Annotated in this window: 13 protein-coding genes, 5 tRNA genes, 1 pseudogene and 1 CRISPR repeat array; of the genes and pseudogenes, 15 read left to right on the top strand and 4 right to left on the bottom strand. The window is 74.7% G+C overall.

What is annotated here, in order from left to right:
- Window positions 1-110 precede the first annotated feature (110 nt).
- Window positions 111-183 (bottom strand) — tRNA-Gly (locus EYB28_RS12250).
- A gap of 99 nt (window positions 184-282) precedes the next feature.
- On the opposite strand from EYB28_RS12250, the gene EYB28_RS12245 reads away from it, so the two are divergent.
- The 4 genes from EYB28_RS12245 (at window position 283) to EYB28_RS12230 (ending at window position 3,184) form a co-directional block, all read left to right on the top strand.
- Complete coding sequence (locus EYB28_RS12245; RefSeq protein ID WP_166848238.1) at window positions 283-1,491, top strand: anthranilate synthase component I family protein; 1,209 nt, start codon at window positions 283-285, stop codon at window positions 1,489-1,491.
- A gap of 29 nt (window positions 1,492-1,520) precedes the next feature.
- Window positions 1,521-2,120 (top strand): dihydrofolate reductase family protein, encoded by a 600-nt coding sequence (locus EYB28_RS12240; RefSeq protein WP_166848236.1) that lies wholly within the window; start codon window positions 1,521-1,523, stop codon window positions 2,118-2,120.
- Window positions 2,121-2,160: 40 nt separating this feature from the next.
- A complete protein-coding gene (locus tag EYB28_RS12235; protein ID WP_166848234.1) occupies window positions 2,161-3,027 on the top strand; it encodes an aminotransferase class IV in 867 nt (288 codons plus the stop codon).
- 85 nt (window positions 3,028-3,112) lie between these two features.
- Window positions 3,113-3,184: transfer RNA gene (locus EYB28_RS12230), tRNA-Val, on the top strand.
- A 90-nt stretch (window positions 3,185-3,274) separates the two neighbouring features.
- Here the strand turns inward: EYB28_RS12230 and EYB28_RS12225 are convergent.
- Together EYB28_RS12225 and EYB28_RS12220 are read right to left on the bottom strand one after the other, a co-directional pair.
- A complete protein-coding gene (locus tag EYB28_RS12225) occupies window positions 3,275-3,694 on the bottom strand; it encodes a hypothetical protein (RefSeq protein WP_166848231.1) in 420 nt (139 codons plus the stop codon).
- A gap of 65 nt (window positions 3,695-3,759) precedes the next feature.
- Window positions 3,760-4,245, bottom strand: a complete 486-nt coding sequence (locus EYB28_RS12220; RefSeq protein WP_240930535.1) for a TetR/AcrR family transcriptional regulator — start codon at window positions 4,243-4,245, stop codon at window positions 3,760-3,762.
- 148 nt (window positions 4,246-4,393) lie between these two features.
- Between EYB28_RS12220 and EYB28_RS12215 the strand changes: the two are divergent.
- Window positions 4,394-4,840 (top strand): annotated as a pseudogene (locus tag EYB28_RS12215) (pyridine nucleotide-disulfide oxidoreductase); the annotation flags it as partial.
- A gap of 121 nt (window positions 4,841-4,961) precedes the next feature.
- On the opposite strand, the gene EYB28_RS12210 reads toward EYB28_RS12215, so the two are convergent.
- Window positions 4,962-5,852, bottom strand: coding sequence for an AraC family transcriptional regulator (locus tag EYB28_RS12210; protein WP_166848225.1), 891 nt, complete (start codon window positions 5,850-5,852; stop codon window positions 4,962-4,964).
- 55 nt (window positions 5,853-5,907) lie between these two features.
- Between EYB28_RS12210 and EYB28_RS12205 the strand changes: the two genes are divergently transcribed.
- From EYB28_RS12205 to EYB28_RS12160, 10 genes are all read left to right on the top strand, one after another.
- Entirely contained in the window at window positions 5,908-9,210 is a 3,303-nt protein-coding gene (locus EYB28_RS12205; protein ID WP_166848221.1) for a DUF5107 domain-containing protein, read from the top strand.
- Window positions 9,211-9,244: 34 nt separating this feature from the next.
- Window positions 9,245-11,707, top strand: a complete 2,463-nt coding sequence (locus tag EYB28_RS12200; protein WP_166848218.1) for a beta-galactosidase — start codon at window positions 9,245-9,247, stop codon at window positions 11,705-11,707.
- The gene (locus EYB28_RS12195; RefSeq protein WP_205710907.1) at window positions 11,698-13,026 is read left to right on the top strand and encodes an ABC transporter substrate-binding protein; all 1,329 of its coding nucleotides are present in this window, start codon (window positions 11,698-11,700) and stop codon (window positions 13,024-13,026) included. Before EYB28_RS12200 ends, EYB28_RS12195 begins: the two co-directional genes overlap by 10 nt.
- Window positions 13,023-13,958: a carbohydrate ABC transporter permease gene (locus EYB28_RS12190; RefSeq protein ID WP_166848215.1), complete on the top strand. Its 936-nt coding sequence runs from the start codon at window positions 13,023-13,025 to the stop codon at window positions 13,956-13,958. Before EYB28_RS12195 ends, EYB28_RS12190 begins: the two co-directional genes overlap by 4 nt.
- Window positions 13,955-14,851, top strand: coding sequence for a carbohydrate ABC transporter permease (locus EYB28_RS12185; RefSeq protein ID WP_166848212.1), 897 nt, complete (start codon window positions 13,955-13,957; stop codon window positions 14,849-14,851). Before EYB28_RS12190 ends, EYB28_RS12185 begins: the two co-directional genes overlap by 4 nt.
- A gap of 5 nt (window positions 14,852-14,856) precedes the next feature.
- Complete coding sequence (locus EYB28_RS12180; RefSeq protein ID WP_240930534.1) at window positions 14,857-16,173, top strand: cellulase-like family protein; 1,317 nt, start codon at window positions 14,857-14,859, stop codon at window positions 16,171-16,173.
- A 349-nt stretch (window positions 16,174-16,522) separates the two neighbouring features.
- Entirely contained in the window at window positions 16,523-16,696 is a 174-nt protein-coding gene (locus EYB28_RS12175; protein ID WP_166848210.1) for a hypothetical protein, read from the top strand.
- A 106-nt stretch (window positions 16,697-16,802) separates the two neighbouring features.
- Window positions 16,803-16,875 (top strand) — tRNA-Gly (locus EYB28_RS12170).
- A gap of 56 nt (window positions 16,876-16,931) precedes the next feature.
- Window positions 16,932-17,002, top strand: a tRNA-Cys gene (locus tag EYB28_RS12165).
- 16 nt (window positions 17,003-17,018) lie between these two features.
- Window positions 17,019-17,076 (top strand) — tRNA-Val (locus EYB28_RS12160).
- Between the two features lie 82 nt (window positions 17,077-17,158).
- Window positions 17,159-19,276: a CRISPR direct-repeat array (repeat unit 21 nt; unit sequence GTGCTCCCCGCGCGAGCGGGG).
- Window positions 19,277-19,323: the final 47 nt, after the last annotated feature.

Here is a 19,323-nt window from a genome sequence, read left to right as displayed (position 1 = left end):
TGGGATCGAACCAGTGACCTCTTCCGTGTCAGGGAAGCGCGCTACCGCTGCGCCAATCGCCCCCTGCGGCTGCTGCGCCTCCGACCCTGAGGAGAGAGGACAGAGCTCGGAGCGGATGACGGGACTCGAACCCGCGACCCTCACCTTGGCAAGGTGATGCTCTACCAACTGAGCCACATCCGCGCGACCGGTTCTGGCCACCTCGCGGTGACCGCCGTTCCGGCGCGTCCCACACATTAATCGACCCGGAGTGCGCACGTCCAATCGCCTACCGTTCTGGGCGTGCCGCACCACTCCCGCGACGACGCCCCCGCCCCCCGCCCGGCCGCCGGCCGCCCTCCCGGGCGCGCCCCGCGGGGCGACGCGGCGTGGGCGCGCTTCGCCGGACGGGCCGCGACCGGCGTCGTCGAGTGCGTCGACCTGGAGGACCCCGCCCAGGCGGAGCGGGTGGCCCGCGGAGGCACCTGGTTCGTCGTCGCCGACTTCGAGGCCTTCGGCGGCCGGTCGCCCTCGGGCACCACCGGCACGGCGCGCGCGTGGCGCTTCGCGGACGTCCGCGAGGCCGGCGACGCCGCTCCGGCCGCCCCGTGGCACGGCCCCGCGCCCGGGGACTGGCGCAGCTCCGCCGACCGCCACGCGTACGAGGCCGCCGTCGTGCGCGTGCGGTCCCACATCCGCGAGGGCGACGTCTACCAGGTCAACGTGTGCCGCGTGCTCGAGGCCCCGCTGCCCGGCATCGGCCCGGACGGGCACGTCGTCGAGCCGGACGCCGCCGCCCTGGCAGCGCGGCTCGCCGCGGGCAACCCCGCGCCGTACGCCGCCGCGATCCACGTGCCCCGCTCCAGCGGCGTCGACCCGGTCTGGGTGGTAGGCGCGTCCCCCGAGCTCTACCTCGCCGTCGCCTCCGGGCCGGAGGGCGCGACGGTGACCTCGGGGCCCATCAAGGGCACCGCGCGCACCGCCGACGGGCTGCGCGCCAAGGACCGGGCCGAGAACGTCATGATCACGGACCTCGTGCGCAACGACCTGCAGCGGGTCTGCCGGCCGGGGACCGTCGCGGTCACGGACCTGCTCGCCGTCGAGCGGCACCCCGGCCTGGTGCACCTGGTCTCCCGGGTCTCCGGCGTCCTCGACCCTGCGGTCGCCGGGTCCGCCGACGTGTGGCGCCAGGTCGTGGCGGCCACGTTCCCGCCGGGGTCGGTGTCGGGGGCGCCGAAGTCGTCGGCGCTGCGGATCATCCGCGAGCTGGAGACGGCGCCGCGCGGGCCGTACTGCGGCGCTGTGGGATGGATCGACGCCGACGCCGGCACGGCCGAGCTGTCCGTCGGTATCCGCACGTTCTGGTGGACCGGCGAGCCCCGCGGCGCCGGCGGCATGCTCCGGTTCGGCACGGGCGCCGGGATCACGTGGGGCAGCGACCCGGCCGCCGAGTGGGCCGAGACGGAGTTGAAGGCCGAGAGGCTGGTGGGGCTGGCGTCGTCCGGCCGATGAGTCCTGGCGCCCCAGGGAGTCCTCGGGGCATGACACAGGTGACGTGCGACCTCGGAATCTCGCTCGACGGTCTCTCGGCGGGGGTGAACCAGTCCCTCGACCAGCCCTTCGGCGACGGGGTGGGAGACGGCGAGCAGCTCCACGCGTGGATGTTTGAGCACGCGGCCGACCACCAGGCGGAGCTCGCGGCGATCACCGCCGCCGGCGCGTTCGTCATGGGCCGCCACATGTTCACGCCCGGCCGCGGGGCGTGGGACCTCGCGTGGCGCGGCTGGTGGGGCGAGGACCCGCCGTACCACGCGCCCGTGTTCGTCCTGACCCACCACGAGCGCGAGCCGCTGCCGATGTCCGGCGGCACGACGTTCCACTTCGTCACCGGCGGGGTCTCCGAAGCGCTGCGGCAGGCGCGAGAGGCCGCCGGCGACCGGGACGTGGCCGTGGCGGGCGGCGCGACGACGATCAACCAGTTCCTCGCCGCCGACCTGATCGACGAGCTCAGGCTGCACGTCGCGCCCGTCGTCCTGGGGGTCGAGGGCGTCCGCCTGTTCGACGGCGTCGGGCCGCGCAGGCTGCGGACCGTCTCGGCGCGCGCCACCCCGGAGGTCACCCACCTGGTGCTGCGCCGGTGAGCGGCGTCCACGACGTCGTGATCTCGGGCACACTGGGCCCATGACACTGGTGATCTGGGCCGACGGCAGACTGGTCGAGCAAGGTCAGGGAGCGCTGAGCGCGGTGGACCACGGGATCACCGTGGGCGACGGCGTCTTCGAGACGTGCACGGTCTTCGGCGGGCAGGTGTTCGCCCTGACCCGCCACCTGGCGCGGCTGGAGCGCTCGGCCCTCGGGCTGGGCCTCGAGGCGCCCGACGCGCAGCGGGTCCGCGACGGCGTCGTCGCCGTCATGGACGCTGCCGTCGCCGAGGCCGGGCCGTTCGACGGGCGTCTGCGGATCACCGTGACCGCCGGGACCGGCCCCCTCGGGTCCGGCCGGGTGCCGGGCGCCCAGACCGTCGTCGTCGCCGCCCAGGACGGCGCGATGGCGCCGACGTCGCGGTCCGCCCGCTCACCCTGGCCCCGCAACGAGCGCTCCGCCGTCGCCGGGCTGAAGACGACCTCGTACGCCGAGAACGTCGTCGCGCTCGCCGACGCCGTCGCCAAGGGAGGCGACGAGTCGATCCTGCCCAACACCGTCGGGCAGCTGTGCGAGGGCACCGGCTCGAACGTGTTCGTCGAGCGGGGCGGCGAGCTCGTCACCCCGCCGCTGTCGTCAGGCTGCCTCGCCGGCATCACCCGCGCGCTCCTGCTCGAGTGGGGCGCGGAGGAGGGCCTGGCGGTCCGCGAGGCCGAACCCGACGAGCTGCCGTTCGACGTGCTCGACGAGGTGACCCTGGGAGAGGCGCAGCTCGTGCTCACGTCCTCGGGCCGCAACGTGCAGCCCGTGACCTGGCTCGACGGCGCCGAGGTGCCCGTCGGCAAGATCTCGTCCGTCGCCCGCGAGCTGTTCGAGGAGCGGTGCCGCCAGCACCTCGACCCGTGACCGGCGCCGTCCGGGTGCGGCTCGCGCCGCTGGCGTGCCCGGTTTGAGTCTGCGCCCGGTCTGTGGCTAATATCGTCCACGCACCGGGCGATTGGCGCAGTGGTAGCGCGCTTCGTTCACACCGAAGAGGTCACTGGTTCGAACCCAGTATCGCCCACCGTGCGAGAGGCCCGGGACCAGCGGAAACGCCGGTCCCGGGCCGCTTGCGTCCTTGCGACGCTGACCCCGGGGTCCGACCTCGGTCGGTTCAGTGCTCGCGTTCCACCAGGGCGATCAAGCTTGCGAGGTCCGCGGCGAGCACGTCCTCCAGGCCGGCCATCTCTGCCGCGAGGTCGTCCTCACGCGGCCCGTCGATCGAGGGGTGCAGCTCCAACCGGCTGCCGGTGCCGTCGGGGTGCGACTCGTGGCGGACCGTCAGGGAGCCGCCGTCGAGGAAGACGGTGTCCTGGAACGCCACCCCGGGGACGACGTCGCTGACCATCATCGGGGTCTCCTCACCCTCGCGGGTCTTCATCACCCCGTGGGCGCCGGGGCGCACCGGGCCGTCGAGCCGGACGTACTCCATGCCGGGCGCCCACTCCGGATGCGTCGCGACGTCGCACCAGCGTGCGTGGAAGTGTTCGGGTGCGACCCGAGAACGTGCTGCAATCACCGAAAACTTCTTCATGGCGTGCATGCTACGGGGCAGGGCGGTCGGGTTCTCGCCGGTGGTGAGGACGAGGTCGTCGGGGGTCAGTGGTCCGAGGCGGCGAGCGCCGAGCCGAACGCCGCGTCGAGGGTGTCTGCGACCGACTCTGCGTCGCCGAGGTAGCCGATCACCATCGCCCCGTCGCGCAGGAGCATGAGCTGCCGTGCGGTGGCGTCCGGGTCGGGCGCTCCGGCGTCCGCCGCGATCGTGGCGAACTCGTCGAGCGTCCACTGCCGGTGCTCGTCGATGACGGTGCGCACCGGGTCGTCCGGGTCCGAGAGCTCGGCGGCAGCGTTGATGAACGCGCATCCGCGGAACCCGGGGCTGCAGCTCGCCGCGCCGATGCCCTCGGCGAGCGCACGCAACGAACCTGCCGCGTCGCCCGCCCGGCGCGTGGCGGAGAACCACGCGCGCTCGGCCTCCGCCTGCCGGGTGAGGTAGGCGACGACGAGGTCGCTCTTGGTGGGGAAATGGCGGTAGAACGTGACCTTCGCCGACCCGCGCGATGATGCCGTCCACGCTCGTGGCACGGATCCCTTCGGCGTAGAAAAGCTCGTTCGCGGCCTGGGGGATCCGCTCACGGGTGGCGGGGCCGGACCTGGTTCGCGCAGCCCCAGGAGCCTCGTGCTTCAGGCCTTCCTCCGAGATCTCGTGGGCCGCTTGTGCCGGTGTACGAAGGTCGACGACACGATGCTCGTCGAGGGCACCGACTGGCTGTACGCGGTCGGCGACGCCAACGGCCGCGCGCTGCTCACCCACCAGGGCAAGTACCAGGCCCGCGCCGCCGTCCCGCGCGTCGCATTCACCGACCCGGAGGTCGCCGCCTTCGGAATCACCGAGGCGCAGGCCCGGGAGGCCGGGGTCGACGTGCGGACCGTGGAGCACGACATCGGCCAGGTCGCGGGCGCGAGCATGCACGCCGAGGGGTACACAGGCCGCGCGAAGCTCGTGATCGACGCGGAGCGCCGCGTCGTCGTCGGCGCGACCTTCGTCGGGCAGGACGTGGCCGAGCTGCTGCACTCCGCGACCGTCGCGATCGTCGGAGAGGTCACGCTCGACCGCCTCTGGCACGCCGTGCCGTCGTACCCCACCATCAGCGAGGTCTGGCTGCGGCTGCTGGAGACGCTCCGCAGCGAGAGCGCCGAGCGGCCGCCCGGCGCCGAGCCGGAGGTGGCCGCGGGACCGGCGCGGGCGGTGCGCGAGCCGTGATCACCGAGCCGGTGCCCGGCCGAGTCCCGGAGGTCGCTCAGGTGGGCCGCGCCCGGTACGCAGTGGGCGACGTCCCGTGCGTGCGGGCGAACTGGCGCGAGAAGTACAGCGGGTCGTCGTAGCCGCACGTCGTCGCGACCGCGGCGACGGGCAGGTCGGTGGCGTCCAGGAGCTCGCGCGCGCGGGCCATGCGCAGCCGGGTCTGGTACTGCAGCGGGGACGTGCCCACCTGGGCGCGGAACAGGGCGCCGAGCTGCGACGGGCTGAGGCCGACCATCGCCGCGAGGGCGGGGACCGCGGTCCGCCGCGGCGTCGTGGCCCGCAGGTGCTCGACGGCGCGCTCCACGGGGTCAGGTGCCGGACCGGGGGAGCGGCGCCCCGTCGCGACGACGTGCGCGAGGGCGTGCCACGCGGCCCCCGCGGCCCGGACCAGGCCGCCCGCCGTGCCCTCGTCGAGGGCGTCGATGACCTGCGAGACGAGGCTGGCCACCGTCGCCGGCTCGCGCAGGTGCGTGACGGGACCGCCGGCGGCGCTCCGCGCGGCGCCGGCGAGCTCGTCGGCGTCCGGGCCTGTCGCATGGAGCCACCAGAGCGTCCAGGGTTCGCGCTCGGTGGCGGCGTACTCGTGCGGCGCGCCGGACGGCAGGAGCACGACGTCGCCCGGCCGGACGTCGAACCGCCCGGCCGGGGTGCGGCACCAGCCGGCGCCGTCGGTGCAGACGAGGAGGACGTGCTCCCGGGCGCCGCCCGGGCGTGCCCTCCCGTGCCGCGCGGCGTGCGGGAAGAACCCGGCGTCGGTCACGACCAGGCGGCCCGTCACGGGCCGCTCCAGGGCCGCGCGGACCGCCGGGCGGGGGACGACGACCATGCGCTGGCCCGCGAACCCGTCCCGGAGCGCGGCGGCGACGTCGACCGTGGTTTCGTCCATGTGCCTCAGGGAATCGCCTATCGTCCCGCGCGGTCAAGCGGCCTACGTTCGTGTCATGCCTGAGAATGAGTCGCGGATCGTCCTGCCGCCCGCACCGGCCGGCCTCGCCGACCGGGCGGTGCGCGGCTGGCGTGAGCCCGTGTCCATCGACACCTACGACATCGGCGAGCCGGACCGGTACCCCGCCTACCTGGACCAGCGGGTCTACCAGGGGTCGTCGGGTGCGGTGTACCCGATGCCGTTCGTCGACCGGGTCGCGCCGACCAAGGCGCCGCGGGACTGGGACGCGATCCACCTGGAGAACGCGTACGTGCGGCTCATGGTCCTGCCCGAGCTGGGCGGGCGCATCCACGTGGGCCTGGACCGCACGCGCGGCTATGACTTCTTCTACCGCAACGACGTCATCAAGCCGGCACTCGTCGGCCTGCTCGGCCCGTGGGTCTCGGGCGGCGTGGAGCTCAACTGGCCGCAGCACCACCGCCCGGCCACGTTCCTGCCGACGGAGACCTGGATCGAGACCGAGGCCGACGGCGCGGTCACGGTCTGGTGCTCCGACCATGATCCGTTCGCGCGGATGCAGGGCATGCACGGCGTGCGGCTGCGCCCGGACAGCGCGCTCGTCGAGCTGCGGGTCCGGCTCGTCAACCGCACCGACGACGTCCAGACGTTCCTGTGGTGGGCCAACGTGGCCGCGGCGGTCCACGACGACTACCAGGCGTTCTTCCCCACCGACGTCACGGTCGTCGCCGACCACGCCAAGCGCGCCGTCACGACCTTTCCCGCGGCGTCCGGTCGCTACTACGGGGTCGACTACCCGGCCCGGCGCACCCCGGACCGCCCCGACGGCGACCGCCTGGACCGGTACCGCAACATCCCCGTGCCGACGTCGTACATGTGCCTCGGCTCGCAGGACGACTTCTTCGGCGGCTACGACCACGCCGCGGGTGCCGGGTTCGTGCACTGGGCGGACCACCGCATCTCGCCCGGCAAGAAGATGTGGACCTGGGGGAACGCGCCGTTCGGCCGGGCGTGGGACCGGCACCTCACCGACACGAACGGCCCGTACGTCGAGCTCATGGCGGGCGTCTTCACCGACAACCAACCGGACTTCGCGTTCCTGCGCCCGGGGGAGACGACGGCGTTCTCGCAGTACTGGTACCCGATCCAGGACGTCGGACCGGTGCACCAGGCGACGCGGGACGCCGCGGTGCGGCTGGACGTCGAGGGCACGGCGGTGCGCGTCGGCGTCGCCGTCACGTCCCCCCGCGCGGGGGCGCGGGTCGTGCTGCGCGCCGGCGAGCAGGTGCTCCTCGACGCCCGCGCCGATCTCGCGCCCGGTGCCCCGCTGGTGCGCGAGCTGACCGGCCCGGCGGGCGCCGAGCCCACCGCCTACGAGCTCGTCGTGGAGCACGACGGTGCGACCCTCGTGACGTGGCGCCCCCGGCGCGCGCCGGACCCTGCCGCGGCGCTGCCCGACCCCGCGACCGAGCCGCCCGCCCCGGGCGACGTCGCCTCCGTGGACGAGCTGTACGTCACCGGCCTGCACCTGGAGCAGTACCGGCACGCGACACGGTCGCCCGAGCCGTACTGGGTCGAGGCGCTGCGCCGCGACCCCGGGGACGCGCGGTGCGCCACGGCGCTCGCGGCCCGCCGGGCCCGCCAGGGCCGGCTCGACGAGGCGGAGCGGCTGCTGCGCACCGCGACGTCCCGCCTCACGGTGCGCAACCCCAACCCCCGCGACGGCGAGGCGCACTACCGGCTGGGCGTCGTCCTCGCGCGCCAGGGGCGGACGGCCGAGGCGCGCGAGGCGCTGGGCGCGGCGTCGTGGGACCAGGCGTGGCGGGACGCGGCGGCCGTCGCGACGGCGCGGCTCGACCTCGCCGAGGGGCGCGACGCCGACGCCGCGGAGCAGCTCGACGCGCTGCTGCGCCGCAGCCCCGAGCACGTCCAGGGGCGCAACCTCGCGGCGATCGGCGCGCTGCGGGCGGGCGATGCGGAGAAGGCCCGGGACCTGGTGTGCGGGACGCTGGCCGTCGACCCGCTCGACGCCTGGGCGCGCGACCTCGCCGCGCGCGTCGGGCTCGGCGGCACCACCGCCGGCACGACGCCGGACCCGACCATGGCGCTCGACGTCGCGCTCGAGCACGCGTCGGCCGGCGAGACCGCGGCCGCCGTCGGGCTGCTCGAGGACGTCGCGACCCGACCGTCCCCGCGCGGGCAGCGCGACGTGCGGGTCCTCGCGCTCCTGCACCTCGCCGACCTGGAGCTGTCCCGCGGCGCCCCGGCGGCCGCGGCCGCCGCGCTCGAGCGGGCCCGCCGCGCCCCGCGGGACTGGGCGTTCCCGGCCGCCACCGACGACGACGCCCTGGCCCGGCTGCGCCACGCCTGGCCCCGGGACCCGCTCGTCGCCGGGCTGGCGGGCCACCGCCTGTACGCCGCGGGACGTCACGAGGACGCGATCGCCGCCTGGGAGGTCGCGGCGTCGGGCGACGGGACCGACCCGGTGGTGCTGCGCAACCTCGGCGTCGCGACCCACAACGTGACCGGTGACGCGGACGCGGCGGCCGCCTGGTACGCCCGGGCGCGGGTGCTCGCCCCCGACGACGCCCGCCTGCTGTACGAGGCCGACCAGCTGGAGGCGCGGCGCGGCACCCCGCCGGAGCGCCGCCTCGCGCCGCTTGTCGCGCGGCCCGACCTCGTCGCCGCCCGCGACGACCTGTCCGTCCAGCTCGCCGAGCTGCTGACCGCCGTCGGACGCCCGGCCGAGGCGCTCGACGTCCTGACGGGGCGGGCCTTCCAACCCTGGGAGGGCGGCGAGGGTCGCGTGCTCGCCGCCTGGGACGCCGCCCACCTCGCCCTCGGCCGGCGTGCCCTGGACGACGGCGACGCCGCGACCTCCCGCGAGCACGCCGCGGCGGCGCTCGCCCCGCCCGAGTCCCTCGGGGAGGCCCGGCACCCGCTCGCCAACACCGCCGACCTGCACCTGCTGCTCGGCGACGCGCTCGCCGCGGGCTCCCGGGCCGACGACGCGCGCGACGCGTGGCGCACCGCCGCGGCGCAGCAGGGCGACTTCGAGGGCATGGCCGTCCAGGAGTTCTCCGAGCGGACGGCGGCCTCCGTCCTCGCGCTGCGCCGGCTGGGGCGCGACGACGAGGCGCGGCACCTGCGCCACGGGCTCGCCCGGTACGTCGAGGCGGAGGCCGGCCGCCGCGCGACCGTCGACTACTTCGCCACCTCCCTGCCCACGATGCTGCTGTTCACCCACGACGTCCAGCAGGACCACGACGACCGGGTCCGCGCGCTGCGCGACCAGCTCGCCGCCCTCGACCGGCACGCCGCCGCCACCGCGCCGGCCTGACCACCCCGTCCACGGATCTCGAAGGAGAGAGACGATGCCCGACGCCCTCACGACCCCACCCCTCACGCACCGCGTGCGGGCCGCCCGCCCCGCCCCGCCGCCACGCGACCAGCTCGACCTGGGCGACCCGCCCGGCACGCCGGACGCCGTGGCGGTGACCGGCCGGTACCTCGAGCGGGCGGGCTGCCCCTGGTTCCCGGTGACCGGGGAGGTGCACTACTCCCGCGTCCCGCGGCGGCGCTGGTCGGAGGTGCTGGGACACGCGTCCGCGGGCGGGCTGGACACGGTGGCCACCTACGTCCTCTGGCAGGCGCACGCGCCCGCGCCCGGCGACTTCCGCTGGGACGGCGACCTCGACCTGCGGGCGTTCGTCGAGCTCGCGGCGCGGCACGGCCTCGACGTGATCGTGCGCATGGGGCCGTGGGCGCACGGCGAGGCGCGCTACGGCGGGTTCCCGGACTGGCTCGTCGAGCGCGGGCTCGCCACCCGCACGAACGACCCGGCCTACCTCGACCTGGTGCGGGCGCTCTACGGGCAGACGATCGCCCAGCTCGACGGGCTCCTGCACGCCCAGGGCGGTCCGGTCATCGGCGCCCAGATGGACAACGAGCTCTACGACCAGCCGGACCACCTGGCCATGCTGCGCACGATCGCCGAGGAGCTGGGCCTGCAGGTCCCGGTCTGGACGGCCACCGGCTGGGGCGGGGCGCAGGTGCCGGACAACCTGCTGCCCCTGTACAGCGCGTACGCGGACGGGTTCTGGGAAGAGACCGACACCGAGTGGCCGGCGTTCGCGCCCGTGCACTTCCGCTACAGCACCGTGCGCGACGACCTGTCCGTGGGTGCGGACCTGCGCGAGGCCCTGGACGGGCTCACGGTCGACGGTGCCTCCGGGGTCGCGTCCCGGGACCTCGACGACGACGCCCTCCCGTACGCCACGTGCGAGCTCGGCGGTGGGATGCACGTGGCCTACCACCGGCGGCCGCTCGTGACGCCCGACGACGTGGCCGCGCTCGCGCTCGCGAAGATCGGCAGTGGGTCCGTCTGGCAGGGGTACTACATGTACGCCGGCGGCACCCAGCGCGTCGGGCCGCACGGCACCGAGCAGGAGTCGCACGCCACCGGGTACCCGAACGACGTGCCCACCCGCAGCTACGACTTCGGCGCGCCCGTCGGCGAGCACGGCCAGGTGCGCCACCACCACCACCTGCTGCGCCGCCAGCACCTGTGGCTGCGGCAGGACGGCGCGGCCCTCGCGGCCATGACGACGACGGTGGGCGGCGGGAGCGACGACCCGTCCGAGCTGCGCTGGTCCGTGCGCGCGGACGGGCGTCGCGGCTACCTCTTCCTCACCACCTACCAGCCCGCGCGGCGGCCGCTCCGGGCGCAGCCGGGCGTGCAGGTGGAGGTCGGGCTGGACGACGCGACCGTCGTCGTCCCGTCGCGCCCCGTGGACCTGCCGACCGGTGTCAGCGTCGCGTGGCCGCTGCGGTTCCCGCTCTCCGACGGCCTGGCGCTGCGCAGCGCGACGGCCCAGGTGCTCACGCGCCTCGACGCCGACGACGCCGAGGGCGCCGGCCGTGAGCTCGTCGTGCTGGTCGCGACCGACGGTGTGCCGGTGGAGCTGGTGGTCGAGCGTGACGGCGGGGGCGAGGTCGTGGCGAGCGGGCCCGTCGAGGCGCGTGCCGAGGACGGCGCGACCGTCCTCGACCTGGTCGGCGCCCCGGGGCCGGACACCGTGGTCGGCCTGAGCGGCCCGGGCGGCGAGGATGCGGTCGACGTGCTGGTGCTCGACGAGGCGACCGCGAACCGGCTGTACCGCCTCGACGTGGGCGGCCGCGAGCGCCTGGTGCTCTGCGACGCCCCGGTGCACGCCCTCGACGGTGCGCTCGTCGTGCACACCGAGGCTCCGGCCGTGACGGTGTCGATGCTGCCCGCCCCTCCGTCGCTCACGGTGACGGGCGGCGACGACGGCGCGAGCGTGGCACCCCGCGGCCAGGGGACGCGGTGGCGGTCCTGGTCCCTGTCGGTCCCGGCTGCCGGGCGCCGCCGGGTCGCGGCGGACCTGCGTCCGCACGCCCCGGCCCCGCCGGAACCCGCGCGAGGGGGACCGGTCGGCCGGCTGAGCGCGCCGACCGACTTCTCGGGCGCGGCCCGGGTGCACGTGGACGTGCCCGCCGGCGCGGTCACCGGCGTCGACCGCGCGCTGCTGCGCGTCGCGTGGACGGGCGACGTCGGCCGCGCGCTGGTGGGTGGCGAGGTCGTGAGCGACCACTTCTGGCACGGCCGCGACTGGGACGTCGACCTCACGCCGTGCCGCGACGACGTCGCCCGTGACGGCCTGACGCTCGAGCTCCTGCCCTGGCGCGCGGCGACCGGCGTCTGGGTCGACCCGTCCGTGCGGGACGTGCCCGACGGGATCGCCGTCGCGGCGGTGGACGTCGTGCGGGTGGCGCGCGTGGTGCTGACCGCGGGGGAGGAGCGGCCGTGGACCTGAACCGGCGAGACCTGCTGCGGCTCCTCGGCGTCACGGGTCTCGGCGCCGCGGGCGCCGGGATCCTCTCGGGCTGCGCGACCACGACCGCGGTCGACCCGGTCCGCTCCGGCGAGGCGTCCCTCGGGCTGTGGACGCACGACCCGGGCTACGCGAGCTACTTCACGCAGGCGGCGACCGACGCCGCCGTCGTGGGCGGCAGCGCGTGGTCCTTCGGCGTCGACGTCACGTCCGTCGCGCCGGCGGACATCGTCTCGCGCCTGGTGACGCAAGCGGTCGCGCAGCGGCCGCTGCCGGACCTGGCCGGCCTGGTGATCGACCAGTTCCCCCGCGTGATGCGGGCGGGGATCGCGGAGAACCTCTTCGTCGACCTCACCTCGCTGACGGCGCCGCTCGGCGACCGGTTGCTCAAGACCCAGCCGTACACGGTGGACGGCAAGGTGTACGCGCTGGAGTCGGACAACTCGATCTCGGTGATGTTCTACCGGGCCGACCTCTTCGACGAGCTGGGCATCCCGGCGGACGTCGACACGTGGGAGGAGCTGCTCGAGATCGGGGCCGAGGTCGCCGCCGACACCGGGCAGGCGATCGGCATGGTGGCCAACGGTGACAACGGGTCGATCGTCAACGGGTTCACCCAGCTGCTCCTGCAGCGCGGCGGCACCCTCTACGACGCCGACGGGAATCTCGCCGTGCTGTCGGACGAGGCCGTCGAGGTGCTCGAGCTCATGGCCGAGGGCGTGCGGACGGGCGCGTTCGTCGCCCTGGCGGACCCGTACGGCGGTGCCGCCGCGGCGGCGCTCAAGGGCAGCCGGCTCGTCGCGACCGTCATGCCGAACTGGTACGAGGTGTACGGCCTGCAGGCCAACGCCCCGGACCAGGAGGGCCTCTGGCGGGCGCGCACCATCCCGCGGTTCGCGGGCGGCGGCCACGTCGCCTCCACCATGGGCGGGACCGCGTTCGCGGTGCTCAAGGACCAGCCCCTCACCGAGGCCGCGACCGACTTCCTGCGGCGGGCCTACCTGTCCCAGGAGGGGCAGCTCGCCCGGTACTTCGCCGGTGCCTACATGCCCACCCTGGTCGACCTCTACGACGCACCCGAGTTCCAGGAGATCACCGACCCCTACCTCGGCGGCCAGCGCGTCTTCGAGGTCTTCTCCGCCGCCGCGGCCGACATGCCGCTCTTCTACCAGTCCGCGGGCGCCTCGGTGCTGCGCGACAGCCTCGGCGGCCCCGTCCTTCGCGCGATCACCGGGCAGGTCGGCGCCGAGGAGGCGCTGCGGGCCGGGGTCCGCACGTACGAGAGGCAGGTGCAGCGATGAGCACCCTGACCAGGCCGTCGACGGCGACGGCCACACGGGGCGCCGCGCGCGCCCCCCGACCTGGCGTCCGGCGGCAGTGGGCGCCCTACCTGTTCATCTCCCCGTTCTTCCTGCTGTTCACGGTATTCATGGTCGTGCCGGTCGGGGCAGGGGTGTACCTCAGCCTCACCGACTGGGCCGGCCTGGGCAGCCCGGAGTACGTGGGGCTGGCGAACTACTCGCGCCTGCTGCGCGACGCGAGCTTCGGCGCGGCCCTGGCGAACACCGCCTTCTACACGGTCTTCGCGATGGTCGTCGTGCTGCCGCTGGCGCTCCTGATCGCGCTCGCCCTCGACGCGAGGGGGCTGCGGCTGCGGGACTTCTTCCGCCTCACGTACTTCATGCCGGTGGTCCTGTCGCCGATCGTCATCGCCCTGATCTTCGGGCTGATCTTCGACGGCGAGTACGGGCTGCTCAACGCGACGCTCGAGGCCCTGTTCGGTGTCGGCGGGGTCTCCTGGCTGACCGACCCGTGGTGGGCGCGCGTCGTCGTGGTGGTGCTGGTGCTGTGGCGGTGGACCGGGTACCTCACGATCTTCTTCCTCGCCGGCCTGCAGAACATCCCGCGCGAGCTGCACGAGGCGGCCGAGCTGGACGGCGCGGGCGTCGTGCGGCGGTTCTTCGCCGTCACGGTGCCCCAGCTGCGGCCGGTCACGGCGTTCATCGCCGTGACGATGCTCGTCAGCACCGCCCAGATCTTCGAGGAGCCGTTCCTGCTCACGCAGGGCGGCCCGGGCGAGGCCACGCTGTCGGTCTCGATGTTCGTCTACCGGGCCGGGTTCCAGCGCCAGGAGCTCGGCTACGCCGCGGCCGCCGGCGTCGTCATGTTCGTCATCGTCTTCGTGCTGGGCCGGCTCGGCACCCGCGCGTTCGGCGTCGGGAGGAACCGATGAGCACACCGACCCTCGCCCGGGCGCCCCGCGCCGGCACGACCCCGACGGCCCCGGTGACGCGCCCGGCGCGGCGCCTCCGCCCGGGCCGTGTCGCGCTGTACGCGGTGCTCGGCCTGCTGACCGTCGTCTACGTGGCGCCGCTGCTGTGGGCCGTGTCGTCGTCCCTCAAGGACCGCAGCGACATCTTCGCCTTCCCGCCGTCGCTGATCCCCGACCCGGCCACGGTGGACAACTACGCGAACCTCCTGGCCACGCAGCCGTTCTGGCGGTGGATGCTCATGAGCACCGTCGTCGCCGCCGTCAGCACCGTCGCCACGGTGTTCCTGTGCTCCCTGGCAGGCTTCGGGTTCGCCAAGTACGAGTTCCGCGGCAAGCGGGTGCTGTTCGACGTGATGTTCTCCTCGCTCGCGATCCCGTTCGCCGTGATCGTGGTGCCGCTGTTCGTCCTGGTCGCGAAGCTGGGGCTCGCGAACCCGTTCTTCGCGCTCGTCGTGCCCTGGGTGGCGCCGGCGTTCGGCATCTTCATGATGCGTCAGTACACCGAGCAGTCGGTGCCCGACGAGATCCTCGACGCGGCCCGCATCGACGGGTGCTCCGAGCTGCGGACGTTCCTGTCCGTCGTCATGCCGCTGCTGCGGCCCGCGGTCGGGGCGCTCGCGGTGTGGAGCTTTCTCAACTCGTACAACACGCTGCTGTGGCCGCTGGTGATCATCGCCGAGCCCGAGTACTACACCCTGCCGCTCGGGCTCCAGGCGCTGTTCGGCGCGGAGGGGCGCCAGTACGACCTGGTCATGGCGGGGTCGGTGCTCGCCGCCGTGCCCGCGCTGATCGTGTTCTTCGTGCTGCGCAAGCAGCTCGTCAGCGGCCTGACGGCGGGAGCGGTGAAGGGATGAGAGCGATGACGGACCCCCGGATGGTGACGGGATCGGCGGCGACGACGGGCGGCGGCGCCGCAGGCGTGCCCGCCCACCTGCCACGGCGCCTGGCGATCACGCTGTGGGACTTCTCCTGGTACGTGCGCACCGGGCCGGGAGAGCCGTTCGAGGACCTGGACGCGGCGTTCGCCCGCGCCGCCGACCTCGGGTACAACGCCGTGCGCGTCTGCGCGATGCCGTTCCTGCTGTTCCGCTCCGGCCTCGACACGCGGGCGCTGCGGCTCGGGCCGATCGGCGGCGGCTACGCGTCGCGGGTGCGCTGGTACGACGTGCGCGAGCCGACGACGATCGACGCCCGCGCGCACCTGCTGGAGCTCTTCCGCGGCGCCGACCGGCACGGCATGACGGTGATCGCGTCGTCGTGGGAGTACCAGCAGAGCCCGGCGTTCGCCGACGGCCGTGCCTGGTACGACGCCCTGCAGGCCGTCGACCCCGAGGAGCGCCTCACCGTGCTCGGCGAGGCGATGGCCGACCTCGTGGACCTGCTGCGGGACGAGGGCCTCGACCACGTGCTCGCGTACGTCGAGCCGCACAACGAGGTGCAGGCCGGGCATCTCACGGCCGGGCTGCCCGGCGTCGAGGACCCGGTGGTCGAGCTGCGCGACCGGCTCGAGCGGGGGATCGCCGCGTTCTCCGCGCGGCACCCCGACGTGCTCTGCGGCCCGAACTACGCCGCCGTCCCGGTCACCGCGATGCGGGGGCTGCCGCGCAACGCCGGCGTGCTGGGGGTCCACCCCTACGTGTACGGCGTGCTCGACGACCTGGTGCGCGAGTTCGCGCTGCGTGGCGAGGCCGCCGACTTCCCGCAGGAGCGGGCCGACGCCGAGCTGCTGCGACCGGGGGCGCCGCGCCTCGGCGAGTGGGCACCGCCGGCCGGCGAGGAGTGGAAGCGGCACGCGTCGATCGTCGGCCACGCCGAGATCTACGTGCACGACTGGTGCGACCCGCAGGCCGTCGACCGGTGGCTGTACGAGCGCTACGGGGCGCACCGTCTCGCCATGGCGGAGCGCCTGCGCGAGTGGATCGGCGTCGCCGCCGACCACGCCGCGCGCCTCGGCGTCCCGCTCGTGCTCGGCGAGGGCTGGGTGGGCTACACGCCGCGCGACACGCGCTTCGAGGAGGGGCCCGTCGGGGCGCAGATCTGTCGCGACGCCGTCCGGCACGCGGACGCCGTCGGTGCCTGGGGCTCCGTCGTGTGCTCCAACGCGGCGCCGCACCACGCCATGTGGCACGACGCGGACCTCCAGCGCGAGTGCACCGCGATCCTGCGGGACGCCTGAGGCCCGGTGCGGCGGCCGGGCCGAGAGGCTCAGACGGCGGCGGGCTCGCCTTGTGTCACGGGCGCGCTCGCGGCCTCGGCCGTGCGGGGGCCGTCGTCGGGCTGCCCGAGCCCCAGCCCCAGTCGTTGCCCTTCGAGACGCCGACCAGCACGGCGACCAGGCCGACGGCGACGGCGCGTGCGCCCGATCGCGTCGCGGCTGACACGGCGTCCAAGCACGCGGTGATCGGCCTGACCAAGTCGCCCGCCGTCATGGACGTGGGCACCGGCGGCGACTGGTGGGGCCCCACCCGCGGCGCTACGTTGGCCCGAGGTCCAGGAGCGGTCGACCGACGGACGAGGAGAGGCGCATGAGCGACGACCCGAACGAGCGGGCACGTCCGGACGAGGAGGACGCGCAGCCCCTGAGCGAGCGGGAGCGGGCGCTGCGCGACGGCCGCGCCGCCGACGTCGGGGCGGTACCCGGTGAGGACCCGAAGGACGACCCCGACGAGGAGGGCGAGGACCGCTTCGACGCCGGGTGAGGGTGCGGGCGCAGGTCACACGGCCGGCGATTGGACCTCCGGGCCGTGGGTCCAGTAATGTTCCTCAGGCGCCGGGAGCGCAGGGGAGACCCGAATTCCTGGTCGTGCGGATGTGGCTCAGTTGGTAGAGCATCACCTTGCCAAGGTGAGGGTCGCGGGTTCGAGTCCCGTCATCCGCTCGGAGGCCCCACTCTCTGTTCGGCTCAACCACGAGCGTCCAGAGGGCACGTCTCAAGGTGGGTTGGCCGAGAGGCGAGGCAGCGGCCTGCAAAGCCGTATACACGGGTTCGAATCCCGTACCCACCTCGCAGCACGGGCGATTGGCGCAGCGGTAGCGCGCTTCCCTGACACGGAAGAGGTCACTGGTTCGATCCCACGCCGAAGATCTCGGCGACGACCCTGGCGACCGCGCTACACCACTATCGGGGACTCAACTCCGTTCTGGTCGCGCCGTCTGTCGGGGTGCTCCCCGCGCGAGCGGGGATGAGCCCCTCACGAGCTTCGAGGTCCGCGGCTGGCGATGGTGCTCCCCGCGCGAGCGGGGATGAGCCCCGCCCTGTTGAGCCGCGAGAAAGTGCTCGCCTGTGCTCCCCGCGCGAGCGGGGATGAGCCGCCGCGCACACCGCCAGCCCCGAGTGCGCCCGCGTGCTCCCCGCGCGAGCGGGGATGAGCCGGGCCCCGAGGATCACCCCGGGGCCCTTCGTCGGTGCTCCCCGCGCGAGCGGGGATGAGCCCTGGTCGTTGATCGCCTGCTGCACCGTGGGCAGGTGCTCCCCGCGCGAGCGGGGATGAGCCCCCCTCGTTCTCGTTCCAGAGCTTCACGACGACGTGCTCCCCGCGCGAGCGGGGATGAGCCGGACTGGTTCGACATGGCAACCGAGAAGGAGCTGTGCTCCCCGCGCGAGCGGGGATGAGCCCATTCGGGCTCCCAGCCCGGGAACGACGAAGGCGTGCTCCCCGCGCGAGCGGTGATGAGCCCCGGTACGCCGACGACGTGCTCATGATCTACGAGTGCTCCCCGCGCGAGCGGGGATGAGCCGCTCGGCAACATCAAGCGCCGCACCGTCACCGTGTGCTCCCCGCGCGAGCGGGGATGAGCCGGCGACGTCGAAGACCTTCGGCACCCAAGAGGGGTGCTCCCCGCGCGAGCGGGGATGAGCCCGCGGGCCGCAGGCCGTGGAGCTTGCCGGAGTCGTGCTCCCCGCGCGAGCGGGGATGAGCCGATGAGGCGGTAGTACTTGCTGGCCACCTGGTGGTGCTCCCCGCGCGAGCGGGGATGAGCCCAACGCGGCCTCACGCCGGGCACCAACGACCCGGTGCTCCCCGCACGAGCGGGGATGAGCCCGGGGGACAGGAGGACAGGCCTCCCCGGTATGGGTGCTCCCCGCGCGAGCGGGGATGAGCCCAGCGGCGGCGAGCACCGACCCTGGCGACCGCGCTACACCACTATCGGGGACTCAACTTGCTCCCCGCGCGAGCGGGATGAGCCGTCCGCCGGGTCCCGATGGGCTGGCAGCACCCGGTGCTCCCCGCGCGAGCGGGGATGAGCCGCACCAGGAGTCAGCGGAGCAGATCGCCAAGCTGTGCTCCCCGCGCGAGCGGGGATGAGCCGGCACCACCACCTCATGGCACAGATCACCCTCAGTGCTCCCCGCGCGAGCGGGGATGAGCCCTCCTCGAACGAGGCGACGCACAACGCGATGGTGTGCTCCCCGCGCGAGCGGGGATGAGCCCGCCCGCGAGCCCGTCGAGGACCGCGACGCGGGGTGCTCCCCGCGCGAGCGGGGATGAGCCGGCGACGGGCGCGGCAACCGCAACCCAGCTCGGGTGCTCCCCGCGCGAGCGGGGATGAGCCCCACCCTAGGAGGGCTCATGAGCACCAGGCTGGGTGCTCCCCGCGCGAGCGGGTGTGAGCCCGACACGACGCTGGGCGACGACATCCGAGCCATGTGCTCCCCGCGCGAGCGGGGATGAGCCGCCGCGGAACCTCGACCCCGCCGTCGCCGGCGAGGTGCTCCCCGCGCGAGCGGGGATGAGCCCCCGCACCCGCAGCCGAAGTCCTCGCAGCGGTAGTGCTCCCCGCGCGAGCGGGGATGAGCCCTGCCACGACCCCCGGAGCGTCGCCAACCCGGAGTGCTCCCCGCGCGAGCGGGGATGAGCCCTTCCAGACGACGATGACGTCGGCCTCGCCCGCGTGCTCCCCGCGTGAGCGGGGATGAGCCCCGCTTGCCGTCGACGACCGAGTACCGCGGCACGTGCTCCTCGCGCGAGCGGGGATGAGCCCGACGGGTTCGCCCGGACGATGGCGGCGCTGGCGTGCTCCCCGCGCGAGCGGGGATGAGCCCGACCGCGCCGAGCGGGCCCTGGTCATCGTCTAGTGCTCCCCGCGCGAGCGGGGATGAGCCCAACGCGGCCAACCAGAACAGCGCCGCCGACCGGTGCTCCCCGCGCGCGCGGGGGTGAGCCGTGCGTCGTGCGCGGGTTCGCGGAGGACGGTGAGTGCTCCCCGCGCGAGCGGGATGAGCCCCGACCGGCCATGGTGCCGGCGTCGAGGGCGATGTCCTCCTCGCGCGAGCGGAGATGAGGGATGAGCCCCACTGCCGCGAAGCGGCAACCCAGGATGAGCC

Origin of the sequence: Isoptericola sp. BMS4 (genome assembly GCF_011634835.1) — a bacterium.
In the GTDB taxonomy this organism is placed as follows: Bacteria; Actinomycetota; Actinomycetes; order Actinomycetales; family Cellulomonadaceae; genus Isoptericola.
Note: the sequence above shows the minus strand (reverse complement) of the source record. Positions and strands in the feature narration are given on the sequence as shown.

Excerpts from the sequence above, each read along its gene's own strand:
- EYB28_RS12240 (WP_166848236.1), top strand. The coding sequence starts at position 1,521 with ATGACACAGGTGACGTGCGACCTCGGAATCTCGCTCGACGGTCTCTCG.
- EYB28_RS12235 (WP_166848234.1), top strand. The coding sequence starts at position 2,161 with ATGACACTGGTGATCTGGGCCGACGGCAGACTGGTCGAGCAAGGTCAG.
- EYB28_RS12225 (WP_166848231.1), bottom strand. The coding sequence starts at position 3,694 with ATGAAGAAGTTTTCGGTGATTGCAGCACGTTCTCGGGTCGCACCCGAA.
- EYB28_RS12210 (WP_166848225.1), bottom strand. The coding sequence starts at position 5,852 with ATGGACGAAACCACGGTCGACGTCGCCGCCGCGCTCCGGGACGGGTTC.
- EYB28_RS12205 (WP_166848221.1), top strand. The coding sequence starts at position 5,908 with ATGCCTGAGAATGAGTCGCGGATCGTCCTGCCGCCCGCACCGGCCGGC.
- EYB28_RS12200 (WP_166848218.1), top strand. The coding sequence starts at position 9,245 with ATGCCCGACGCCCTCACGACCCCACCCCTCACGCACCGCGTGCGGGCC.
- EYB28_RS12190 (WP_166848215.1), top strand. The coding sequence starts at position 13,023 with ATGAGCACCCTGACCAGGCCGTCGACGGCGACGGCCACACGGGGCGCC.
- EYB28_RS12185 (WP_166848212.1), top strand. The coding sequence starts at position 13,955 with ATGAGCACACCGACCCTCGCCCGGGCGCCCCGCGCCGGCACGACCCCG.
- EYB28_RS12180 (WP_240930534.1), top strand. The coding sequence starts at position 14,857 with ATGACGGACCCCCGGATGGTGACGGGATCGGCGGCGACGACGGGCGGC.
- EYB28_RS12175 (WP_166848210.1), top strand. The coding sequence starts at position 16,523 with ATGAGCGACGACCCGAACGAGCGGGCACGTCCGGACGAGGAGGACGCG.